The 18,179-nt window shown below is 63.8% G+C and carries 15 protein-coding genes and 2 pseudogenes; 9 read left to right on the top strand and 8 right to left on the bottom strand.

Annotated elements, in window-relative coordinates:
* The first annotated feature begins 4 nt into the window (after positions 1-4).
* Genes flgG through flgH form a run of 3 tightly spaced genes read left to right on the top strand, consistent with a single transcriptional unit; the run spans position 5 to position 2,708 of the window.
* Positions 5-793, top strand: a complete 789-nt coding sequence (gene flgG, locus ACNJX9_RS15475; protein WP_439409458.1) for a flagellar basal-body rod protein FlgG — start codon at positions 5-7, stop codon at positions 791-793.
* Between the two features lie 10 nt (positions 794-803).
* The gene (flgA, locus tag ACNJX9_RS15470; RefSeq protein ID WP_439410066.1) at positions 804-1,937 is read left to right on the top strand and encodes a flagellar basal body P-ring formation chaperone FlgA; all 1,134 of its coding nucleotides are present in this window, start codon (positions 804-806) and stop codon (positions 1,935-1,937) included.
* Positions 1,938-1,946: 9 nt separating this feature from the next.
* Entirely contained in the window at positions 1,947-2,708 is a 762-nt protein-coding gene (gene flgH / locus ACNJX9_RS15465; protein WP_057747387.1) for a flagellar basal body L-ring protein FlgH, read from the top strand.
* Positions 2,709-2,974: 266 nt separating this feature from the next.
* Here the strand turns inward: flgH and ACNJX9_RS15460 are convergent, their stop codons facing one another.
* The 3 genes from ACNJX9_RS15460 to ACNJX9_RS15450 form a co-directional block, all read right to left on the bottom strand.
* Complete coding sequence (locus ACNJX9_RS15460; RefSeq protein ID WP_439409457.1) at positions 2,975-3,754, bottom strand: 2-keto-4-pentenoate hydratase; 780 nt, start codon at positions 3,752-3,754, stop codon at positions 2,975-2,977.
* A gap of 537 nt (positions 3,755-4,291) precedes the next feature.
* A complete protein-coding gene (gene dksA / locus ACNJX9_RS15455) occupies positions 4,292-4,657 on the bottom strand; it encodes an RNA polymerase-binding protein DksA (RefSeq protein ID WP_008554760.1) in 366 nt (121 codons plus the stop codon).
* Positions 4,658-4,873: 216 nt separating this feature from the next.
* Positions 4,874-5,485: an NAD(P)-dependent oxidoreductase gene (locus ACNJX9_RS15450; protein ID WP_057747389.1), complete on the bottom strand. Its 612-nt coding sequence runs from the start codon at positions 5,483-5,485 to the stop codon at positions 4,874-4,876.
* Positions 5,486-5,625: 140 nt separating this feature from the next.
* Here ACNJX9_RS15450 and ACNJX9_RS15445 point away from each other — a divergent pair, with 140 nt between their 5' ends.
* Positions 5,626-5,997, top strand: a complete 372-nt coding sequence (locus tag ACNJX9_RS15445) for a winged helix-turn-helix transcriptional regulator (protein WP_057747390.1) — start codon at positions 5,626-5,628, stop codon at positions 5,995-5,997.
* A gap of 186 nt (positions 5,998-6,183) precedes the next feature.
* Here ACNJX9_RS15445 and ACNJX9_RS15440 read toward each other — a convergent pair whose 3' ends face one another.
* Entirely contained in the window at positions 6,184-6,597 is a 414-nt protein-coding gene (locus ACNJX9_RS15440; RefSeq protein WP_057747391.1) for a flagellar assembly protein FliX, read from the bottom strand.
* Positions 6,598-6,879: 282 nt separating this feature from the next.
* On the opposite strand from ACNJX9_RS15440, the gene ACNJX9_RS15435 reads away from it, so the two are divergent.
* The 4 genes from ACNJX9_RS15435 (at position 6,880) to ACNJX9_RS15420 (ending at position 9,418) form a co-directional block, all read left to right on the top strand.
* Positions 6,880-8,004 carry a flagellar basal body P-ring protein FlgI gene (locus tag ACNJX9_RS15435; RefSeq protein WP_057747392.1) on the top strand — a complete coding sequence of 375 codons (1,125 nt, stop codon included), beginning with the start codon at positions 6,880-6,882 and terminating at the stop codon, positions 8,002-8,004.
* The gene (gene flgJ / locus ACNJX9_RS15430) at positions 8,004-8,390 is read left to right on the top strand and encodes a flagellar assembly peptidoglycan hydrolase FlgJ (protein ID WP_057747393.1); all 387 of its coding nucleotides are present in this window, start codon (positions 8,004-8,006) and stop codon (positions 8,388-8,390) included. Before ACNJX9_RS15435 ends, flgJ begins: the two co-directional genes overlap by 1 nt.
* Before the next feature lie 11 nt (positions 8,391-8,401).
* Positions 8,402-8,899: a hypothetical protein gene (locus tag ACNJX9_RS15425; RefSeq protein WP_271618879.1), complete on the top strand. Its 498-nt coding sequence runs from the start codon at positions 8,402-8,404 to the stop codon at positions 8,897-8,899.
* Between the two features lie 159 nt (positions 8,900-9,058).
* On the top strand, positions 9,059-9,418 hold the full coding sequence (locus tag ACNJX9_RS15420; protein ID WP_057747395.1) for a hypothetical protein: 360 nt from the start codon (positions 9,059-9,061) through the stop codon (positions 9,416-9,418).
* 39 nt (positions 9,419-9,457) lie between these two features.
* Here ACNJX9_RS15420 and flaF read toward each other — a convergent pair whose 3' ends face one another.
* The 4 genes and pseudogenes from flaF to ACNJX9_RS15400 form a co-directional block, all read right to left on the bottom strand.
* Positions 9,458-9,826, bottom strand: coding sequence for a flagellar biosynthesis regulator FlaF (gene flaF, locus ACNJX9_RS15415; RefSeq protein ID WP_220003020.1), 369 nt, complete (start codon positions 9,824-9,826; stop codon positions 9,458-9,460).
* 293 nt (positions 9,827-10,119) lie between these two features.
* Positions 10,120-12,364: pseudogene (locus ACNJX9_RS15410) on the bottom strand (DUF1522 domain-containing protein).
* A 217-nt stretch (positions 12,365-12,581) separates the two neighbouring features.
* Positions 12,582-14,821 (bottom strand): annotated as a pseudogene (locus ACNJX9_RS15405) (DUF1522 domain-containing protein).
* A gap of 323 nt (positions 14,822-15,144) precedes the next feature.
* The gene (locus tag ACNJX9_RS15400) at positions 15,145-17,385 is read right to left on the bottom strand and encodes a DUF1522 domain-containing protein (RefSeq protein ID WP_439409456.1); all 2,241 of its coding nucleotides are present in this window, start codon (positions 17,383-17,385) and stop codon (positions 15,145-15,147) included.
* A gap of 322 nt (positions 17,386-17,707) precedes the next feature.
* Between ACNJX9_RS15400 and flbT the strand changes: the two genes are divergently transcribed.
* Complete coding sequence (gene flbT, locus ACNJX9_RS15395) at positions 17,708-18,133, top strand: flagellar biosynthesis repressor FlbT (protein ID WP_237864948.1); 426 nt, start codon at positions 17,708-17,710, stop codon at positions 18,131-18,133.
* Positions 18,134-18,179: the final 46 nt, after the last annotated feature.

Below are 18,179 nucleotides of genomic sequence, written 5' to 3'. Positions count from 1 at the left end.
TGACATGCAGGCGCTTCACACCGCAGCGACCGGAATGGCGGCACAGGAACTGAACGTTCAGGTGATCTCCAACAACATCGCCAATTTGCGCACCACCGGCTTCAAGAAACAGACCGCGGCGTTCGAGGACCTGATCTACGAGCACGTCCGCCGCGTCGGCGCCCAGGCCTCGGACCAGGGCACCATCCTGCCCGTCGGCGTCGACATCGGTGGCGGCGTCAAGACCGTCGGCACGCCGCGCAGCATGACGCAAGGCACGCTGTCGCAGACCGGCAACGACCTCGATCTCGCCATCTCGGGCGAAGGCTTCTTCAAGATCCTGATGCCCGACGGCACCTTCCAGTACACCCGCGACGGCACGTTCCAGATGGACAATCAGGGCCGCGTCGTCACCGCCGGCGGCAACCCGGTGCAGCCGACCATCACGATTCCGAACAACGCCTCGGGCATCACCGTCAACGAGCAGGGCCAGGTGACCGTGACGCTGCCGGGCTCGTCGACCAACACCGTTCTCGGCCAGATCGGCTTGACCCGTTTCATCAACAAGGCGGGCTTGCAGCCGGTCGGCAGCAACCAGTTCATTGAGACGACGTCGTCAGGCACGCCGCAGGACGGCATCGCGAATTCGGAAGGCTACGGCAAGATCACCCAGGGCAGCCTCGAGCAGGCCAATGTCGACGTCGTCTCGGAAATGAGCGACCTGATCGCCGCGCAGCGCGCCTATGAGATGAACGCCAAGGTGATCAGCGCCGCCGACCAGATGATGCAATCGACCACGGCGCTGTTCCGCTGAGGTGATGATGATGATCCGCACCGCACTTGTCACAATCTCCGCCATGCTCGTGCTGGCCCTGCCGGCGCAGGCCGCCGACGACGGCATCACCGCGCCGAAACTGCGCGCCAGCGTCACGGTCAGCTCGGACGTGGTGCGGGTCGGCGACCTCATCGACAATGCCGGTTCGGCCGCGCAGGTTCCGGTCTATCGCTCGCCCGATCTCGGCACCACCGGCGCGCTGCCGGTCGCCCAGGTCCTGAGCGTGCTCCGCGCCAAGCAGGTGATCGGCGTGATGACCGGCGACATCAAGGAAGTCCAGGTCACCCGGCTTGCCCGCACGCTCGCCAACAAGGACCTCGAAAACGCGGTCACTTCCGCGCTCGAGCGTCGCTTCGGCCTGGGCGACGCCGCCAACATCACCGTCACCTTCGACCGTGGCATTTCCGACATCAGGCTGGAAGCCTCCAACACTGGCACGCTGCAGCCGGTTGCGACCCGCTACGATGCTCGCGGCGGCCGCTTCGACATCTCGTTCGAGATCAACAACGACAGCAACCCGGCGCCGACCAAGCTGCGCCTGACCGGCACCGCGATCGAGACCATCGAGGTCGCTGTCCTGACCCGCGACGTCGATCGCACCGAGATGCTGAAATCCTCCGATGTCGCGCTGGAGCGACGGCCCAAGGCCGAAGTGACGGGTGAGCCCGCGCAGCGCGACCGCGCCATCGGCATGCAGCTGCGCCGGCCGATGCGCGCCGGCACGCCGATCCGCATCGCCGACATCGCCAAGCCCGAATTCGTGTCGCGCGACCAGAGCGTCACCGTGATCTACCAGGTCCCGGGGATCTACCTCACCACCCGCGGCAAGGCGATCGAGGGCGGCGCCGAGGGCGACACCGTGAGCGTCCTCAATCTGCAGACCAAGCGCACGCTGACCGGTGTCGTCACCGGCCGCGGCCAGGTGACCGTGCAGGGCGCCAGCCAGTCCGCGCCGATGGAACCTGCGGTCGAACACACCTCCTCGCTCAAGCGGGACGAAGCGCCCGCCCCTGTCGACACCGCAGCCCTCCTCCGCAACCTGGTCCAGGCGCCGAATTCGCCGGCCCGGATCGCAGATGCCCAGATCCCGCAAGCTCGCGCCTCGCAAGCACAAGCAAAGTAAGAGTTCGTCATGTCCGCTTTCAGTTCGGCTTCCCGTCTTCGTCGCATCGCGATCTCTGCACTGTTGCTGACAGCGAGCGCGCTGGGCGGCTGCTCCTCGATCGACCGCCTGTCCCAGATCGGCGAGCAACCGAAGCTGTCGGCGATCGACAATCCGACGACGCAGCCCGGCTACAAGCCGGTGCAGATGCCGATGCCCAAGCCGGAAGTCGCCTCCTACAATCCGAACTCGCTGTGGCGCAACGGCAGCCGCGCCTTCTTCAAGGACCAGCGCGCCCATCAGGTCGGCGACCTCCTGACCGTGACCGTGAACATCACCGACAAGGCCAATATCGAGAACGACACCCAGCGCAGCCGCAGCAACAAGGAAGATTCGGGCATTACCGATTTCATCGGCGCCAAGACGATCACGCAGGCCAACAAGATCCTGCCCGGCCGCATTCTCACCGCCGACTCCACCGCGTCCAGCGAGGGCAAGGGAAGCGTCGACCGCAAGGAAGCCTTGCAGACCAACGTCGCCGCCGTCGTGACGCAGGTGCTGCCGAATGGCAACCTGGTGGTCGAGGGCAAGCAGGAGATCCGCGTCAACTACGAGATCCGCGAACTCATCGTCGCCGGCATCGTCCGCCCCGAAGACATCCAGAGCGACAACACCATCGATTCCACCAAGATCGCACAGGCCCGCATCGCCTATGGCGGCCGCGGCCAGATCATGGATGTGCAGCAGCCGCGTTACGGCCAGCAAGTCATGGACGTGCTGCTGCCCTTTTAAGCTTCTCCCGAGCTCCCACATCGTGCTCGCGAACCTAGGCGCGAACGACGATGTACGACGCGGCCCTCGCTAGCTCCCCTGGCGAGGGCCGCATGTATTTTTGGTTGTGATGCCTTGAGGCCAAGGGTCGAGTCCGCGCAATCGTAGCGACGCCGCAACCTCAATTTCCGTCATTGCGAGCGTAGCGAAGCAATCCAGACTGTCGCGGTGCAAAGACTCTGGATTGATTCGTCGCAAGGGCTCCTCGCAATGACGGCGGAGAGAGATCAGCTAAACTCCGCCTCCACCGCGCCAAGCCCATCCAGTTCCATCCGCACCTTGTCGCCGGCTTTCAGCCACAGCGTCTTCACCAGGCTCCCCGTCAACACGAGCTGTCCGGCATGCAAGCCCTTGCCTTCGGCGGCGAGATGGTTGGCGAGCCAGGCGAGTGCGTTGTGGGGATGGCCGAGCACGTCGGCGCCGGTGCCGTGGCTGACTTCCTCGCCGTTGACGATGGCGCGACCCTTGACGGCTTTCAGGTCCGGCACCGACGAGCGCGGGACGGCGGGGCCCAGCACGCAGCCGGCGGCGAAGAAATCGTCGGCAATCAGCGTCGGCGCGCCCATCGTCTCCCACTTCACATAGCGGTCGTCGACGATCTCGATGGCGGGATGGTAGGCCTCGACGGCCTCACCGACCCATTCCGCCGTGAACGGCGCCTCGCCGGCGGCAAGGTTCCGCTTCAAGCGCACGGCGATCTCGCATTCGACGCCGACGCGGACATAGTCGGAAGCCGCGAGCTTGACGCCGCTGTCGTGCACGCCCTTCTGGAACACGCCGCCGCCGCAGGGGTGCGGGATGCCGATGTACTCCTGCATCACCTGGCTGGTACAGCCGATCTTGTAGCCGACCAGCGGACCTGCATGCGGCAGCAAGAGATCATGCAGCGCGCGCTGGACCTGATAGCCCTCGGCCTCGTCACCAGGCGGATGTTCTAGCGCCGCGAGTGGCGCATGGTTCCGGCGCGCCAGCGCGATCGCCTTTGCGGCTTCGAGTATCTTGTCCATCGGCGCCGCCTCTCCCACGCTACGCAAATCAAGGGCGGCAGTGGAGCATCCCCGCCCGGGCCTGACAAGCGCGGCCGGCGTGCGGCCTCAAGCCTTGACGAGGCCGAGCCGGATCAGGCTTTCGGCAGTGGCGAGGATCGCCGCGTCGGATGCCGACGAAACCGGCCCCGCCGCTGCTGCCGGCGTTTAAGGAAATTTTGAGCTGGTCCGGGCTTTATGGGGATGCGCGCCTTGCCGCGTCGCAGAAAGCCTGATTGCAGCGAAACTTGATGCTGCTGGCTCAGCTTCACAGCATCCGGGCCGATCCCGTTGATGCGACTCGCAAAACCGCCCGCACCTGAAGTGAAGGCTGTTTCTCATGTGAACTCACGTGAGCTCGCAAGAGTGGACTCCAGGTCATTGATCGCGATTCACTTTTCGCGATCGCGCCCACACCTCGAGGCGCTTGGCGGCAAGCGACAGGCAAAACGCTGATCATGGCGCCAAACGGCGCCTTGCGTCCCAAAAACAAAGAGCCGCATCGCTGCGGCTCGGACTCTATTCGTCGCGATAGACCTTCTCGCGTTTCTCGTGGCGCTCCTGCGCTTCCACCGAGAGCGTCGCGATGGGCCGGGCTTCGAGCCGCTTCAACGAGATCGGCTCGCCGGTATCCTCGCAATAACCGTAGGTGTTGTCCTCGATGCGCTGGAGCGCGGCGTCGATCTTGGCGATCAACTTGCGCTGGCGGTCGCGGGCGCGGAGTTCGATGGCGCGGTCGGTTTCGGACGATGCCCGATCGGCAAGATCGGGGTGGTTCACGTTCTCCTCCTGCAGGGCTTGCAGGGTGAGCTTGGACTCTTTGAGGATCTCATCCTTCCAGGCGAGGAGCTTCAAACGGAAGTACTCCTTCTGCCGGTCGTTCATGAAAGGCTCTTTTTCGGTCGGTCGGTAGTTTTTCAACTTTTCCAAGGGCGGCCTATCTTCTTAAGCAACGACTCAAGAACGGAACGGGGTCCGTTGAGCCGGGGCTTATATAGCTACCACTTGTGACAGACAATATTTCCTTAATGGCGCGGTTACCGCCCCCAAGCCCTTGCACAGGAAGGTTTATCCGGCAGAAGCCCGGGGGCGGCCAAAAGCCTAGTACCCGACCGTAAAACGCTGCCTCTGATGGGCCGGCTTCTCGATCTCGTCGGCGAGCGCGATCGCGTAGTCGGCGAAGCTGATCCAGCTCTTGCCGTTCGCATCTGCGAGAAGCTGGTCGGTGCCGAGCCGGAACTTGCCCGTCCGCGCCTCCTCGACGAACAGTGCCGAGGGCGAGATGAAGGTCCAGTTCAGCTCCTTTTCCTGCCGCAACAGGTCGAGGAACGCAGACCCCGCCTCTGCCTCGGCCTTGTATTGAGCCGGAAAGCCGGGAGTTGTGACCAGTTTGACGCCGGGAGCGACCTCAAGGCTTCCGGCGCCGCCGACAACCAGATAGCGTCCGACGCCGGAAGCCTTGGCCGCGCCAATCAGCTTGTGCGGGTCGCTCGCCAGGAAGTGCACGGAACTCACCGCAACGTCGTGGCCGCTCCAGAGTTTCGTCAGAGCGGCCTGGTCGAGCACGTCTCCCTTGGTCGGGGTGACGTTCGGCAGGCCTGCAATCTTCTCCGGATTCCGGGCAATGGCGGTGACCGTGTGCCCCCGGCGGGACAGTTCCTTGGTGATCTCCGACCCGGCCCGGCCCGAGGCGCCGGCAACTGCGATTTTCATGAAAGGCTCCTTTGCGCCTGAAGTAACTATCAGTGACTAGATATCGCAAAGAATGCTAGTGTTAAGAGCGCACTTTGTGCTTACCTGATTACGCAGGAGTAACCGGAACAATAGATGCGAGCCAAGCGCGAGAAACCGAGATGAAACCCAATGTCTATGCCGCCGAGTGCCCAACACGCCAAATTCTCGATCGTGTCGGCGACAAATGGGCCGTGCTGATCCTGTTGCTGCTGCGCGAGGAGCCGATGCGCTTCAATCAGTTGCGCCGCACGATTGAGGGGATTTCTCAGAAGATGCTGAGCCAGGTTCTCAAGTCGCTGGAACGCGACGGCCTGCTCAAGCGCCGAGCCATCGCGACCGTGCCGGTCACGGTCGAATATTCGATCACGCAGCTCGGCGTGACGCTCGCCGCCGCTGTCGATCCGCTGCGCGATTGGGCCGAGGAGAATCTGAAAGACGTGCTCGCCGCCCAGCGCCGCTACGACGCGCAGCAGAAGGAGGAAGCGGCGTAGCGACTGCGCGTGGAAGACTCATAGGGGTCCCGTCATCCTGAGGTGCGAGCGGCGCGATGCGAAGCATCGCGCCGGGAGCCTCGAAGGACGAACGGCCGAGACGCATCAGCGGGGCCGTCGCCCTTCGAGGGCCGCTGAAGAAGCGGCCGCCTCAGGGTGACGGATCACGTTCTTAAGCCTGCCTGACTAGCCCTGCCCGGCCTTGGCCAGCTCGACCTCGACCCGCAGCTCGATCTCGGCCAGCACGGAATCCAGGCCAGGATCGCCGGAGGACGATTTCAAATTCGCCGCCGCATCACGCAACCGCATCACGGTCGACTTGTCGAGATTGCCCGACAACAATCCCATCTTGAGGTCGTCGAGCACGTCGAGCGCGGTCTTGCCGCGGGCGACCGAACGCTTGCGGCGCTCGATCGGATCTTCCTCGATACCTTGCAGCGCGAGCAGCCCGTCGATGTTGGCGGTGGCTTTCGGCGCAGCCGCGCTCCGCGTCTCCTGCGCCGATGAGGTGTCCGGCAACACGAAGGTGCCGGAGCTCGTCCGCCTGGCCTGGCTGGCCGGCGTCCCAAGCGTGGTGCCATTCGGTCCGTAGATGCGCATCGAAGCAATCCGGGTGATCGATGCGCCACATTCGCCGCATTATGGTTAACGAGGCGTAAACGGCCCGGCAAAATCTGCCGACACGCGGCAGTTTCGCTCCTTAGCGGCAACAGCCGCTGACATCGGAGCAAACAAATTTACTCAACCTATTCAACCATCTAGGCCCTCTGCACCGCGTTGGCACAACGCTCGCAAGGACAGCGTCGGACCAGCTCGTCATGGGAGTGTCGCAGGTGGTCCGAGACGTGAGGAGGCTTTTCGGAAGGCCTTAGGGAGCACAGGATGCCAGGGGTTCGTTGGGTGAGGATTTTTGGGGTGGCCTTTGCCGCGCTGTCAGCGCTGGCGCTATCGGCCGCGTCCGCAAACGCGACCTCGCGCATCAAGGACCTCGCCAATATCGAAGGCGTGCGGCAGAACCAGCTCATCGGCTACGGCCTCGTGGTCGGCCTCAACGGCACCGGCGACACCCTCAACAACATCCCCTTCACCAAGCAGTCGCTGCAAGCGATGCTGGAACGCATGGGCGTCAACATCCGCGGCGCCACGATCCGGACCGGCAACGTCGCCGCCGTGATGGTGACCGGCAACCTGCCGGCCTTCGCCACGCAGGGCACGCGCATGGACGTCACCGTCTCCGCCCTTGGCGATGCCAAGGATCTGCGCGGCGGCACCCTGCTCGTCACCCCCCTGTTAGGTGCCGACGGCAATGTCTATGCGGTCGCGCAGGGCTCGCTCGCGATCTCCGGCTTCCAGGCCGAGGGCGAAGCGGCGAAAATCGTGCGCGGTGTCCCGACCGTCGGGCGCATCGCCAACGGCGCCATCATCGAGCGCGAGATCGAGTTCGCGCTCAATCGCCTGCCGAATGTCCGGCTCGCGCTGCGCAACGCCGACTTCACCACGGCCAAGCGCATTGCCGCGGCGATCAACGACTATCTCGGCGTCAAGAGTGCCGAGCCGATCGATCCGTCGACGGTGCAGCTGACGATCCCACCCGAGTTCAAGGGCAACGTCGTCGCCTTCCTGACCGAGATCGAGCAGCTCCAGGTCGATCCCGATCTTGCCGCCAAGATCATCATCGACGAGCGCTCCGGCATCATCGTGATGGGCCGCGACGTCCGCGTCGCCACCGTCGCGGTCGCGCAGGGCAATCTCACGGTGACGATTTCCGAGAGCCCGCAAGTGAGCCAGCCCAACCCGCTGTCGCGGGGGCGGACCGTGGTGACGCCGCGCTCCAGCGTCGGCGTCACCGAGGACGGCAAGAAGTTTGCCGTCGTCAAGGACGGCGTCTCGCTGCAACAGCTCGTCGACGGCCTCAACGGCCTCGGCATCGGCCCGCGCGACCTCATCAGCATCCTGCAGGCGATCAAGGCCGCCGGCGCGATCGAAGCCGACATCGAGGTGATGTGATGCAGACCGGCACGATCAACACCGCGCGTCTCGCCACCGCTGCTGTTTCCTCGAACCCCGCCTTCGCGGTGGAAAGCCGCAACGGCCGGCCCGACTTCGAGCTCGCCGCAGCGCTCCAGAAGGTCTCGCCGCAGCAGCAGGCCAAGGCGCAGAAGACCGCCACCGATTTCGAAGGCATGTTCCTCAACAGCATGTTCGCGCAGATGACTTCAGGCCTGAAGGGCGAAGGTCCGTTCGGCGACACGCCCGGCACCGGCGTATGGCGCTCGATGCTGACCGAGCAATATTCCAAGAACTTTGCCAGCGCCGGCGGCGTCGGCGTCGCGCGCGACGTCTACCGTACCCTGATCATGCAGCAGGCCAAAACCACTCTTCGTACGGCATAAGGTCAAACGAGATGAACCACTTCAACGCGTCACGTCAGCCGATGCCAGCGCAGCGCCCGAACAACACGCCCGGCAGCGCCGAGGCGCGCAAGCTCGCCGAAGATCTGATGGATGCGATGAACGCCCTGCTCGGCCTGATCGAGCGCGAGACCGAACTGGTCCGCGCCGGCAAGGTCCGCGAGGCGATGACGATGGAAGGCAAGAAGCAGGAGCTGTCGAAGCGCTATGTCGCCGCCGTCGGCCAGTTGAAAGCGAACCAGGACAAGCTTGCAAAATCGGCGCCCGAGCTGCTATCGACACTGCACCGGCACCACGACGCCTTCCGCGCCATGCTCCAGGTCAACCTTACCGTGCTCGCGACCGCGCATGCGGTCTCGGAAAGCGTCGTGCGCGGCGTCAACGCCGAGATCCAGAAGCGCAATGTGCCGAACACCTATACCGCAGCAGGCCGCCGCGCCGCGCCGGGGCCCCGTCACATCACTCCGCTCGCGGTTAGTCGCACGCTCTAGGCACACACCAAAACCGCTTCAAATTTTACGAAAAACCGCGCGGCAAAAGCGTCGCGCGGTTAGGCACGTTTGCTAACCGGGTCTTCAATCCTGGTGTTCCATGGTTGCGCATTGAGAGGGGTTGGGATTTGACTCACGCAAGGCAACCAGGAGGCTGCCATGAGTACAGATTTCAGCATCCGGCCGGTGGGGATCCCGGCCCCCGTGCAGTTCGTAACGACGTCGAATTCGGCGGCGAACGATGCCGTGCAAACCGATCTGCCGCTGAGCCAGACGGTCGCCGCGAGCGACACGAGCGCGCCCGCGAGCAATGATCTGCAGAGCAATGCGAACATCTCGCGTCAGGTCGTGTTCGACCAGGCCGCTGCATCCATGGTCTTCCAGGTCGTCAACGAAAAGACCGAGGCAGTGGTCACTCAATTTCCCGACGAGGCGATCCTGCGCCGGCGAGCCTATTTCCACGCACTGGATTTGAAGTCGGAGCCCACGCGCCCGCTCAACACGGACCTCAGCGCTTAATCGGCCACTCATTTGTCGAGCGTGGCCGGGCTCGTTCCGTCACGGCCGGCCGGACAGACCGGCGGCGATGTTGCGGTTGATCTCGATCAGCGGGCGGAAGTGATCGAACTGCGGGCTCATCTGCAGCGCCGCGGTCTGGCTCAGCACGAACACGCTGATATTGGCGATCTTCTGCCGGACCTCGAGCGGCTGCGGGTTGTTGTCGCGCATCGCCTCGCTGAGGAAGATGGTCCAGAGCTTGCGATTGAACAACAGCGCCTGCGTGGTCTGCTCGCTGAACGGATCAGCGGCGTTGACGGCATCCTGGAGCTTGTTGGCAGCCTTCAGCAGAGTCTGCGCTTCGATGTCGCGAGGAGATGCGGTGGTGGTTGCGACACGCGCGTAGGCCGAGGCAGCGGAATTCGACATCAATCACACCTTGGAAGCTTCCTAGTCCGTTGAACGGACTTAAGGATTTCTTTCCCAACCCTATGCAGCAGCGCTTAAGATTTGCTTACATGTGCGCTTGGAAGGACTCCGGATTATTACGGGTCACGAGTGCTTCATGAGCGCGATGATAGTTGCGCAAGATGCAAGCTGTAAATCTCCACTGCATCATGCGCATCGATCGCAGCTAATCCCGTCTTAGCGAACTCCCTCAAAACAACGGCGGAGCATTAGCCCCGCCGCGCCGTCTCAAACTTCGTATTTGCGCTTTCGAACTAGCGGAGCAGTTGCAGCACGCTCTGCTGCGACTGGTTGGCCAGCGACAACGCGGAGACCGCGATCGACTGGCGAGTCGACAGCGCCTGGCTGTTGGCCGCCTCCTCGTTGGTGTCGGCGAGCGTCAGGTTGGACGAGCCGGTCTGCAGCACGTTGATCAGGTTCTTGGAGAAGTCCTGGCGCACCTGCACGATCGAGAGATTGGAGCCGAGCGCGGACGCTTCCGAGCGCAGAGTGCTCGAGGCCGCGTTGAGACTGGTGAGTACCCTGTTGGTGGCCCCGTTATCGATGAAGTCGATGCCGCTGACGAGGTTGCTCAGGCCCAGGCCGGCCGCGTTGAACACACACCGTTGATATTGAGCGTGGAGCTGCCGGTTTCGTTGAAGATGAGCTTGAGCGTATCGCCATTCAGCAGGTTGACGCCGTTGAACGAGGAGTCCTGCGACGTCGTGTCGATCTGGGCCAGGATATTGTTGAACTGGCTGACGAGATTCGAACGCGCGGTTTGCGCGACCGGGTCCTGAATCGGCGGCTGCGCGGTCGTGAAAGAGGCCACGCCGGTGATCGTGCCGCCGACCACGCCGCCGGCCGTGTTTGAGCCGAGCGTCGAGGAGGCGTACTCGTTGACGGTGGTGATCGTGAGCAGCCCGTTGGCGTCGACCGTCGCAGTCAGGTGGTTGGCCTGAAGCTGAGCGTTCAATTGATCGAGCGTCTTGACGGTACCATGGGTGCCGTCGCCGAACGTGACGTTGACGGGTGTCCCGCCGTTGAACGAGGTGAAGGTCAGCGTCTTGCCCGAGATGCTGCCCGTTCCCGGCGCGCGGGTCGCAGTGAAGGCGGTGCGGTGCCCGTGGATCCGGTCAGTCCGAATGCGGAGAGGGCATTTCCCGTCCCGGTGATCGACAGATCCGCCGAGGTGCCGGTTGAGAGCTTGAGTGCACCGTTAACGACCGACGACAGCGACGAGCCGCTCGCCGCAACCACCGCGCCGCCGCTGATCGTACCTGCCCCAGTCGCCAGGTCGATTGCATTTAGCGTGTCCTGGATGTTGCCACCCTGAAGATACACCACCGTGTTGCCGGTCGTGTTGTCGGTCACGAGATTGCCGATCTTGGTGGACCCCGCCGGCGCGGCGGCCGGCACGACGGCGTTCTTGAAGCTGATGGTCTTGCCGTCCACGTTGAGCGTGGAACCGTCCTGGACGAGGCTCCCCAGCGTCGCCGACGTGGTCAGACGAGTCTTCGTGACGGTCGTGTTGCCGGAACCCGTCGCGGTCGTCAGACCAAGTGCGTTCAGAAGATCGGACTTCCCGGTGATGCTGAGGTCGGAGCCCGTGCCAGTCGTGAGGGTCAGAACGCCGCCGGCGATGGCCGCGTTTGTGCCGGACGAGTTGGATAGTGTGGCAAGGCCTGCCGAGATGGCCGCCTTCTGCACGCCGCTCGCCAGGTCGATTGCATTCATCACGTCCTGAACGGTGGCGGTCGGAGTGCCAGGCGTGCCCATGTAAATGGTCGAATTGCCGTTCCCGTCGGTGACCATGTTTCCGTTGAGGCCCGAGCCTGCGGGAACTGCACCGGCCGCAGGCGTTGGACCGGCGCGGAAAGTGATCGTCTTGCCGTCCACCACCAACACGTCACCGTCTGCCGGCGCGCCATTTGCGGCGATGGTGCTCGCAGCTGCCGGCGAGCCGTACAGGAACAGCCCGGGGGCGAGACTTGCGGCCGTCCCGGCACCGTTCGGAGCCGCAGCTCCGACCAGAGACTGCGAAATGCCGCCCAGCGTCGTCGCCGTCGTGATCGGGGTCGTGCCGCCGGCGGTGCCGTTGGTAACGACATTGCCGGTCGCGGTTGCGTTCGTATAGCTGGTGGTGCCGCGCAGATCCGCCGGCGTCGCACCGGGAATCGTGGTCGAGATGTTCGACTTGGTCGAATAGCCCACCGTGGTCTGCAGCGCCTGGTTGGCGATCGATTTGGCGCTGTCGATGAGCTTCTGCAGCGAGGTGATGCCGGTATTCGCGGCCTGCAGCACCTGCACACCGTTGTTGATGCCATCGAGCAGGTTGCTGATGTCGCTCGCCCGGTTGTCCAGCCCCTGCGCGGTGAAGAAGTTGGTCGGGTTATCGAGCGCGGTGTTGACCTTCTTGCCGGTCGACAAACGCGACTGGGTGGTGGCGAGCAGATCGGCCGTGGATTGCAGCGACAACAGGTTCTGGCGAACTGACGCCGAGAGAACGATGTTGGACATTGGCGGTCTTCCTCTTGAACCGGATACGAATCGGGCTCGCCGATCTGGAACGTGCTTTGGTGGAGTCTTAGGGGCTGTCCTTTAAAGTATGGTTAACGGCGACTTAAGGGATAGGGTTAATGCGGGGTTGACGGCTCGCAGGCCCTCCAGAACGACAAAAAAGGCGGCGGGGCCGAAGCCCCGCCGCCCTATTTTATTCTGCGATATCAGCTGCTTATTAACGGAGCAGCTGGAGCACGCTCTGCTGCGAAGTATTGGCCAGGGAGAGCGCGGAGACCGCGATCGACTGGCGGGTCGACAGCGCCTGGCTGTTGGCCGCTTCCTCGTTGGTGTCAGCCAGCGTCAGGTTGGACGAGCCGGTCTGCAGCACGTTGATCAGGTTCTTGTTGAAGTCCTGACGCACCTGCACCACCGAGAGGTTCGAACCGAGGGTCGAGGCTTCCGACCGCAGCGTGCTCGAAGCCGCATTCAAGCTGGTGAGCACCCTGTTAGTCGCGGCGTTGTCGATGAAGTCTGTGCCCTGCACGAGGCCTGCCAGACCCAGACCCTTCGAGTTGAAGGTCACGCCGGTGATGTTCAGGTTGGACTTGCCGGTTTCGTCGAACACCAGCTTGAGCTGGTCGCCGTTCAGCAGGTTCACGCCGTTGAAGGACGAGTCGACCGAGGTCGTGTCGATCTGCGACATGATGTTGTTGTATTGGGAAACCAGGTTCGAACGAGTAGCCTGAGCAACCGCATCGACCGTCGGTGTGGTCGCATTCGTCCACGTCAGGGCCGTAGTAATCGTGCCGCCGATCGCGCCACCGGCGACAGCCGAGCCGATCGTCGACGATGCATAGTCGTTGATCACGGAGACGGTGAGCAGGCCGTTGGCGTCGATCGTGGCCGTCAGGTTGTTCGCCTGAAGCTGCGTGTTGAGCTGATCGAGCGTCTTGACCGTGCCGCCGGTGCCGTCGCCGAAGGTGACGTTGACCGCCGTGCCGCCGTTGAAGGAGGCGAAGGTCAAGGTCTTGCCGGAGATGCTGCCGGGAGCTGCGGCGCGGCTCGCCGTGAACGCCGTGCCCGTTCCGGTCGAGCCCGTGAGGCCGAGCGCAGACAACGCGTTCCCCGAACCGGTGATGTTCAGTCCGAGTTCGCACCGGTGGAGATGTGCAGTGCACCGGCAACCAGCGAAGAGGCCGTCTGACCGGTCGCGGTGGTCAGCGTCGCCGTACCGCCGGAGTTGGACGCGGTCTGCACGCCGGTGGCGAGATCGATCGCGGTCAGCACGTCCGCGACCGTACCCTTGTTGAGGTAGACCGTGGAGTTGCCGCTGCTGTCGGTGACCACGTTGCCGGTCACGCCCGAGCCGCTCGCAACCTGCGCAGCGGCCGGGGTTCCACCGTTCTTGAAGGTGATGACCTTGCCGTTGACGTTCAGGGTCGAGCCGTCCTGCACGAAGGTGCCGAGGCTGCCGCCCGCGGTAACACGAGCCGCAGTGACCGTGGCACTGCCCGTGCCGGTCGCGGTGGTCAGGCCGAGCGCCTTCAGGATGTCGGCCTTACCCGACACGCTCAGATCGGCACCGGTCGAGCTCTTGAGGAGCAGCGCGCCCGAGCCGTTGACGCTCGAGGCCGTCTGGCCGGAGTTCAATGTCAACGTACCAGCGACGTTGCTCTGCGCGCCACTGGCAACATCGATTGCAGTCAGCACGTCGCCGATCGAGGCCTTCGTCGTGGAGCCGAGATAGACGAGCGAGTTGCCGTTTGCATCGGTGAACACGTTGCCGGTGGTCACGCCGGCCGAAGCAGCGACCTGGGTGTAGCCGGTCGGCGCCGTGGTCGGAGCGTCGCCCGAGGCGAAGGTGATGGTCTTGCCGTCGACGGTGAGGGTATCGCCCGCGACAACACCGGCGTTGGCGTCGCCCGCAGCTGCACCGTTCAGGAGCTTGGCTGCAGTGGTCGCCGCGTTGATCGCCGAGCCGGTAAAGGTGGCAACTGCTGCGCTGCCGAGCGTGGTCGTCGAGGTCGCCGCCGTGGCGCCACCGGCGGCGCCGGTGAACAACACGTTGGAGAGCGCAGTCGCGCTCGAATAAGTCGTGGTGCCGCGCAGGTCGGACGCGGTCGCGCCGGCAATCGTGGTCGAGACGTTCGACTTGGTCGAATAGCCGACGGTGGTCTGCAGCGCCTGGTTGGCGATCGACTTGGCGGAGTCCAGCAACTTCGACAGCGAGGTGATGCCGGTGTTGGCGGCCTGGAGCACCTGCACGCCATTGGCGATGCCATCGAGCAAATTGTTGATGTCGCTGGCGCGGTTGTCGAGCGACTGTGCGGTGAAGAAGTTGGTGGGGTTGTCCAGAGCCGAGTTCACCTTCTTGCCGGTCGACAGGCGCGACTGGGTGGTGGCGAGAAGATCGGCGGTGGACTGGAGAGAGAGCAGGTTCTGGCGAACCGACGCAGAGAGAACGATACCGGACATGACTCTTACCCTTCTGGTTTACGCGTCTTCGTTCGATCGCTTCGGATCGAGTGACGGGCACAGCCTGATGGAACATGGCTAACAAAGGGTGAAACCTGCTTGCGAGCCGTAAGCGCCGGTTCACCATAAGGCCGTGCGAGCGCGCCGAGATCGGTGACGATCGATCTGAAACTCTTCAGGTTTTTTCGGCGTTTGCTCGCCGTTAACCATAACCAACGGTTACTTTTTCAGTCTCGCCAGATCACCTCTCGATCGCTCCAGCAAAAAGAAAGCGGCGGGGCCGAAGCCCCGCCGCCATGACTTGCTTGCGATGTCGTCAGCTATTAGCGGAGCAGCTGGAGCACGCTCTGCTGCGACTGGTTGGCAAGCGACAGCGCGGAGACCGCGATCGACTGGCGGGTCGACAGCGCCTGGCTGTTGGCCGCTTCCTCGTTGGTGTCGGCCAGCGTCAGGTTGGACGAGCCGGTCTGCAGCACGTTGATCAGGTTCTTGTTGAAGTCCTGACGCACCTGCACCACCGAGAGGTTCGAACCGAGGGTGGAAGCCTCCGAACGCAACGTGCTCGACGCCGTGTTCAGATTGGCCAGCACCTTGTTGGTGGCCGAGTTGTCGATGAAGTCTGTGCCCTGCACGAGGCCGGCCAGACCCAGACCCTTCGAGTTGAAGGTCACGCCGGTGATGTTCAGGTTGGACTTGCCGGTTTCGTCGAACACCAGCTTGAGCTGGTCACCGTTCAGCAGGTTGACGCCGTTGAAGGACGCGTCCAGCGAGGTCGTGTCGATCTGCGTCAGGATGTTGTTGTACTGGGACACCAGGTTGGTACGGGTGGCCTGGGCAACAGCATCAGCAACCGGCGCAGTCGGGTTCGTGAAGGTCAGCGCCGTGGTGATCGTGCCGCCGATGGTACCGCCAGCGGCGGCAGATCCAATCGTCGACGAGGCGTAGTCGTTGGTCGCGGCGATCGTGAGCGTGCCGTTCGCATCGATCGTGGCCGTCAGGTTGTTGGCCTGAAGCTGCGTGTTGAGCTGATCGAGCGTCTTGACCGTGCCGCCAGTGCCGTCGCCGAAGGTGACGTTGACCGCCGTGCCGCCGTTGAAGGAGGTGAAGGTCAAGGTCTTGCCGGAAACGCCGCCGGAGGCCGCGCTGCGGCTCGCCGTGAACGCCGTGCCCGTGCCGGTCGCACCGGTGAGGCCCAGCGTGGACAGCGCGTTCCCCGTGCCCGTGATGTTCAGATCCGAGTTCGCACCGGTGGAGATGTGCAGCGCACCGGCAACCAGCGAAGAGGCCGTCTGACCGGTCGCGGTGGTCAGCGTCGCCGTACCGCCGGAGTTGGACGTGGTCTGCACGCCGGTGGCGAGGTCGATCGCGGTCAGCACGTCCGCGACCGTACCCTTGTTGAGGTAGACCGTGGAGTTGCCGCTGCCGTCGGTGACCACGTTGCCGGTCACGCCCGAGCCGCTCGCAACCTGCGCAGCGGCCGGGGTTCCACCGTTCTTGAAGGTGATGACCTTGCCGTTGACGTTCAGGGTCGAGCCGTCCTGCACGAAGGTGCCGAGGCTGCCGCCCGCGGTAACACGAGCCGCAGTGACCGTGGCACTGCCCGTGCCGGTCGCGGTGGTCAGGCCGAGCGCCTTCAGGATGTCGGCCTTACCCGACACGCTCAGATCGGCACCGGTCGAGCTCTTGAGGAGCAGCGCGCCCGAGCCGTTGACGCTCGAGGCCGTCTGGCCGGAGTTCAATGTCAACGTACCAGCGACGTTGCTCTGCGCGCCACTGGCAACATCGATTGCAGTCAGCACGTCGCCGATCGAGGCCTTCGTCGTGGAGCCGAGATAGACGAGCGAGTTGCCGTTTGCATCGGTGAACACGTTGCCGGTGGTCACGCCGGCCGAAGCAGCGACCTGGGTGTAGCCGGTCGGCGCCGTGGTCGGAGCGTCGCCCGAGGCGAAGGTGATGGTCTTGCCGTCGACGGTGAGGGTATCGCCCGCGACAACACCGGCGTTGGCGTCGCCCGCAGCTGCACCGTTCAGGAGCTTGGCTGCAGTGGTCGCCGCGTTGATCGCCGAGCCGGTAAAGGTGGCAACTGCTGCGCTGCCGAGCGTGGTCGTCGAGGTCGCCGCCGTGGCGCCACCGGCGGCGCCGGTGAACAACACGTTGGAGAGCGCAGTCGCGCTCGAATAAGTCGTGGTGCCGCGCAGGTCGGACGCGGTCGCGCCGGCAATCGTGGTCGAGACGTTCGACTTGGTCGAATAGCCGACGGTGGTCTGCAGCGCCTGGTTGGCGATCGACTTGGCGGAGTCGAGCAGCTTCTGCAGCGAGGTGATGCCGGTGTTGGCGGCCTGGAGCACCTGCACGCCGTTGGCGATGCCATCGAGCAAATTGTTGATGTCGCTGGCGCGGTTGTCGAGCGACTGTGCCGTGAAGAAGTTGGTGGGGTTGTCCAGAGCCGAGTTCACCTTCTTGCCGGTCGACAGACGCGACTGGGTGGTGGCGAGAAGATCGGCGGTAGACTGGAGGGAGAGCAGGTTCTGGCGAACCGAAGAGGAGAGGACGATACCGGACATACTGTTACCTTTCTGGTAGCTACGCGTCCTGTTTGACCGACATTGATCAAACGACCGGCGGACGGTGCCTCCGAGCCTCTAACAATCCGTGAAATGAAACCGGTGGTTTCTCCGCGTCGGACGGAAACGCCTCGCCGCAAAGGTTCTGACCGGCGTCGTCGCAGTGGCGCAACGCATTGGCGCCGCTTGATTTTTCGGCTGCCGCGAAAATGTTAACGACTCGTTAACCACATTCAGCAAGGATTGGACCCAAATCAGGGCGGGCAGCCGTTATTCGGGAAGGGTGCGCCGCTCGTTACTAAAGCGTTGATGGAGAACAGGCATGGCCCTCAAGGTCGAGCTCAGACCGCACGAACGCATCATCGTCGGGAACTGCGTCATCACCAACACCGACCAGCGCGCCCGCCTTCTGATCGACGGCGACAACGTGCCGATCCTGCGTGAGCGCGACATCCTCACGCCCGAGACCGCCGATACCCCGGCCAAGCTCGTCTATCTGGCGGTCCAGCTCATGTACATCTCGCCGGACCCGCAGACCCAGCACGGCACCTATTTCAACCTGGTACGCGACATCGTCACCGCCGTACCGAGCTCCTGGCCGATCATCGAGGGCATCAACAACAACATCCTGAACGGCGACCTCTACAGGGCGCTGAAGGACGCTCGCAAGCTGATCGCCTATGAAGAGAAGCTGCGCGACCAATACAACGCTGCGCATCCCGAGGGTCACGTCAGCACGGCGGCCTGATCTCCGCAAGAAGTTCGCGCAAACGACAACGGCCCCGGATCATCTC

This window comes from Bradyrhizobium sp. BLXBL-03 (assembly GCF_051853015.1).
Lineage (GTDB): Bacteria > Pseudomonadota > Alphaproteobacteria > Rhizobiales > Xanthobacteraceae > Bradyrhizobium > Bradyrhizobium manausense.
Note: the sequence above shows the minus strand (reverse complement) of the source record. Positions and strands in the feature narration are given on the sequence as shown.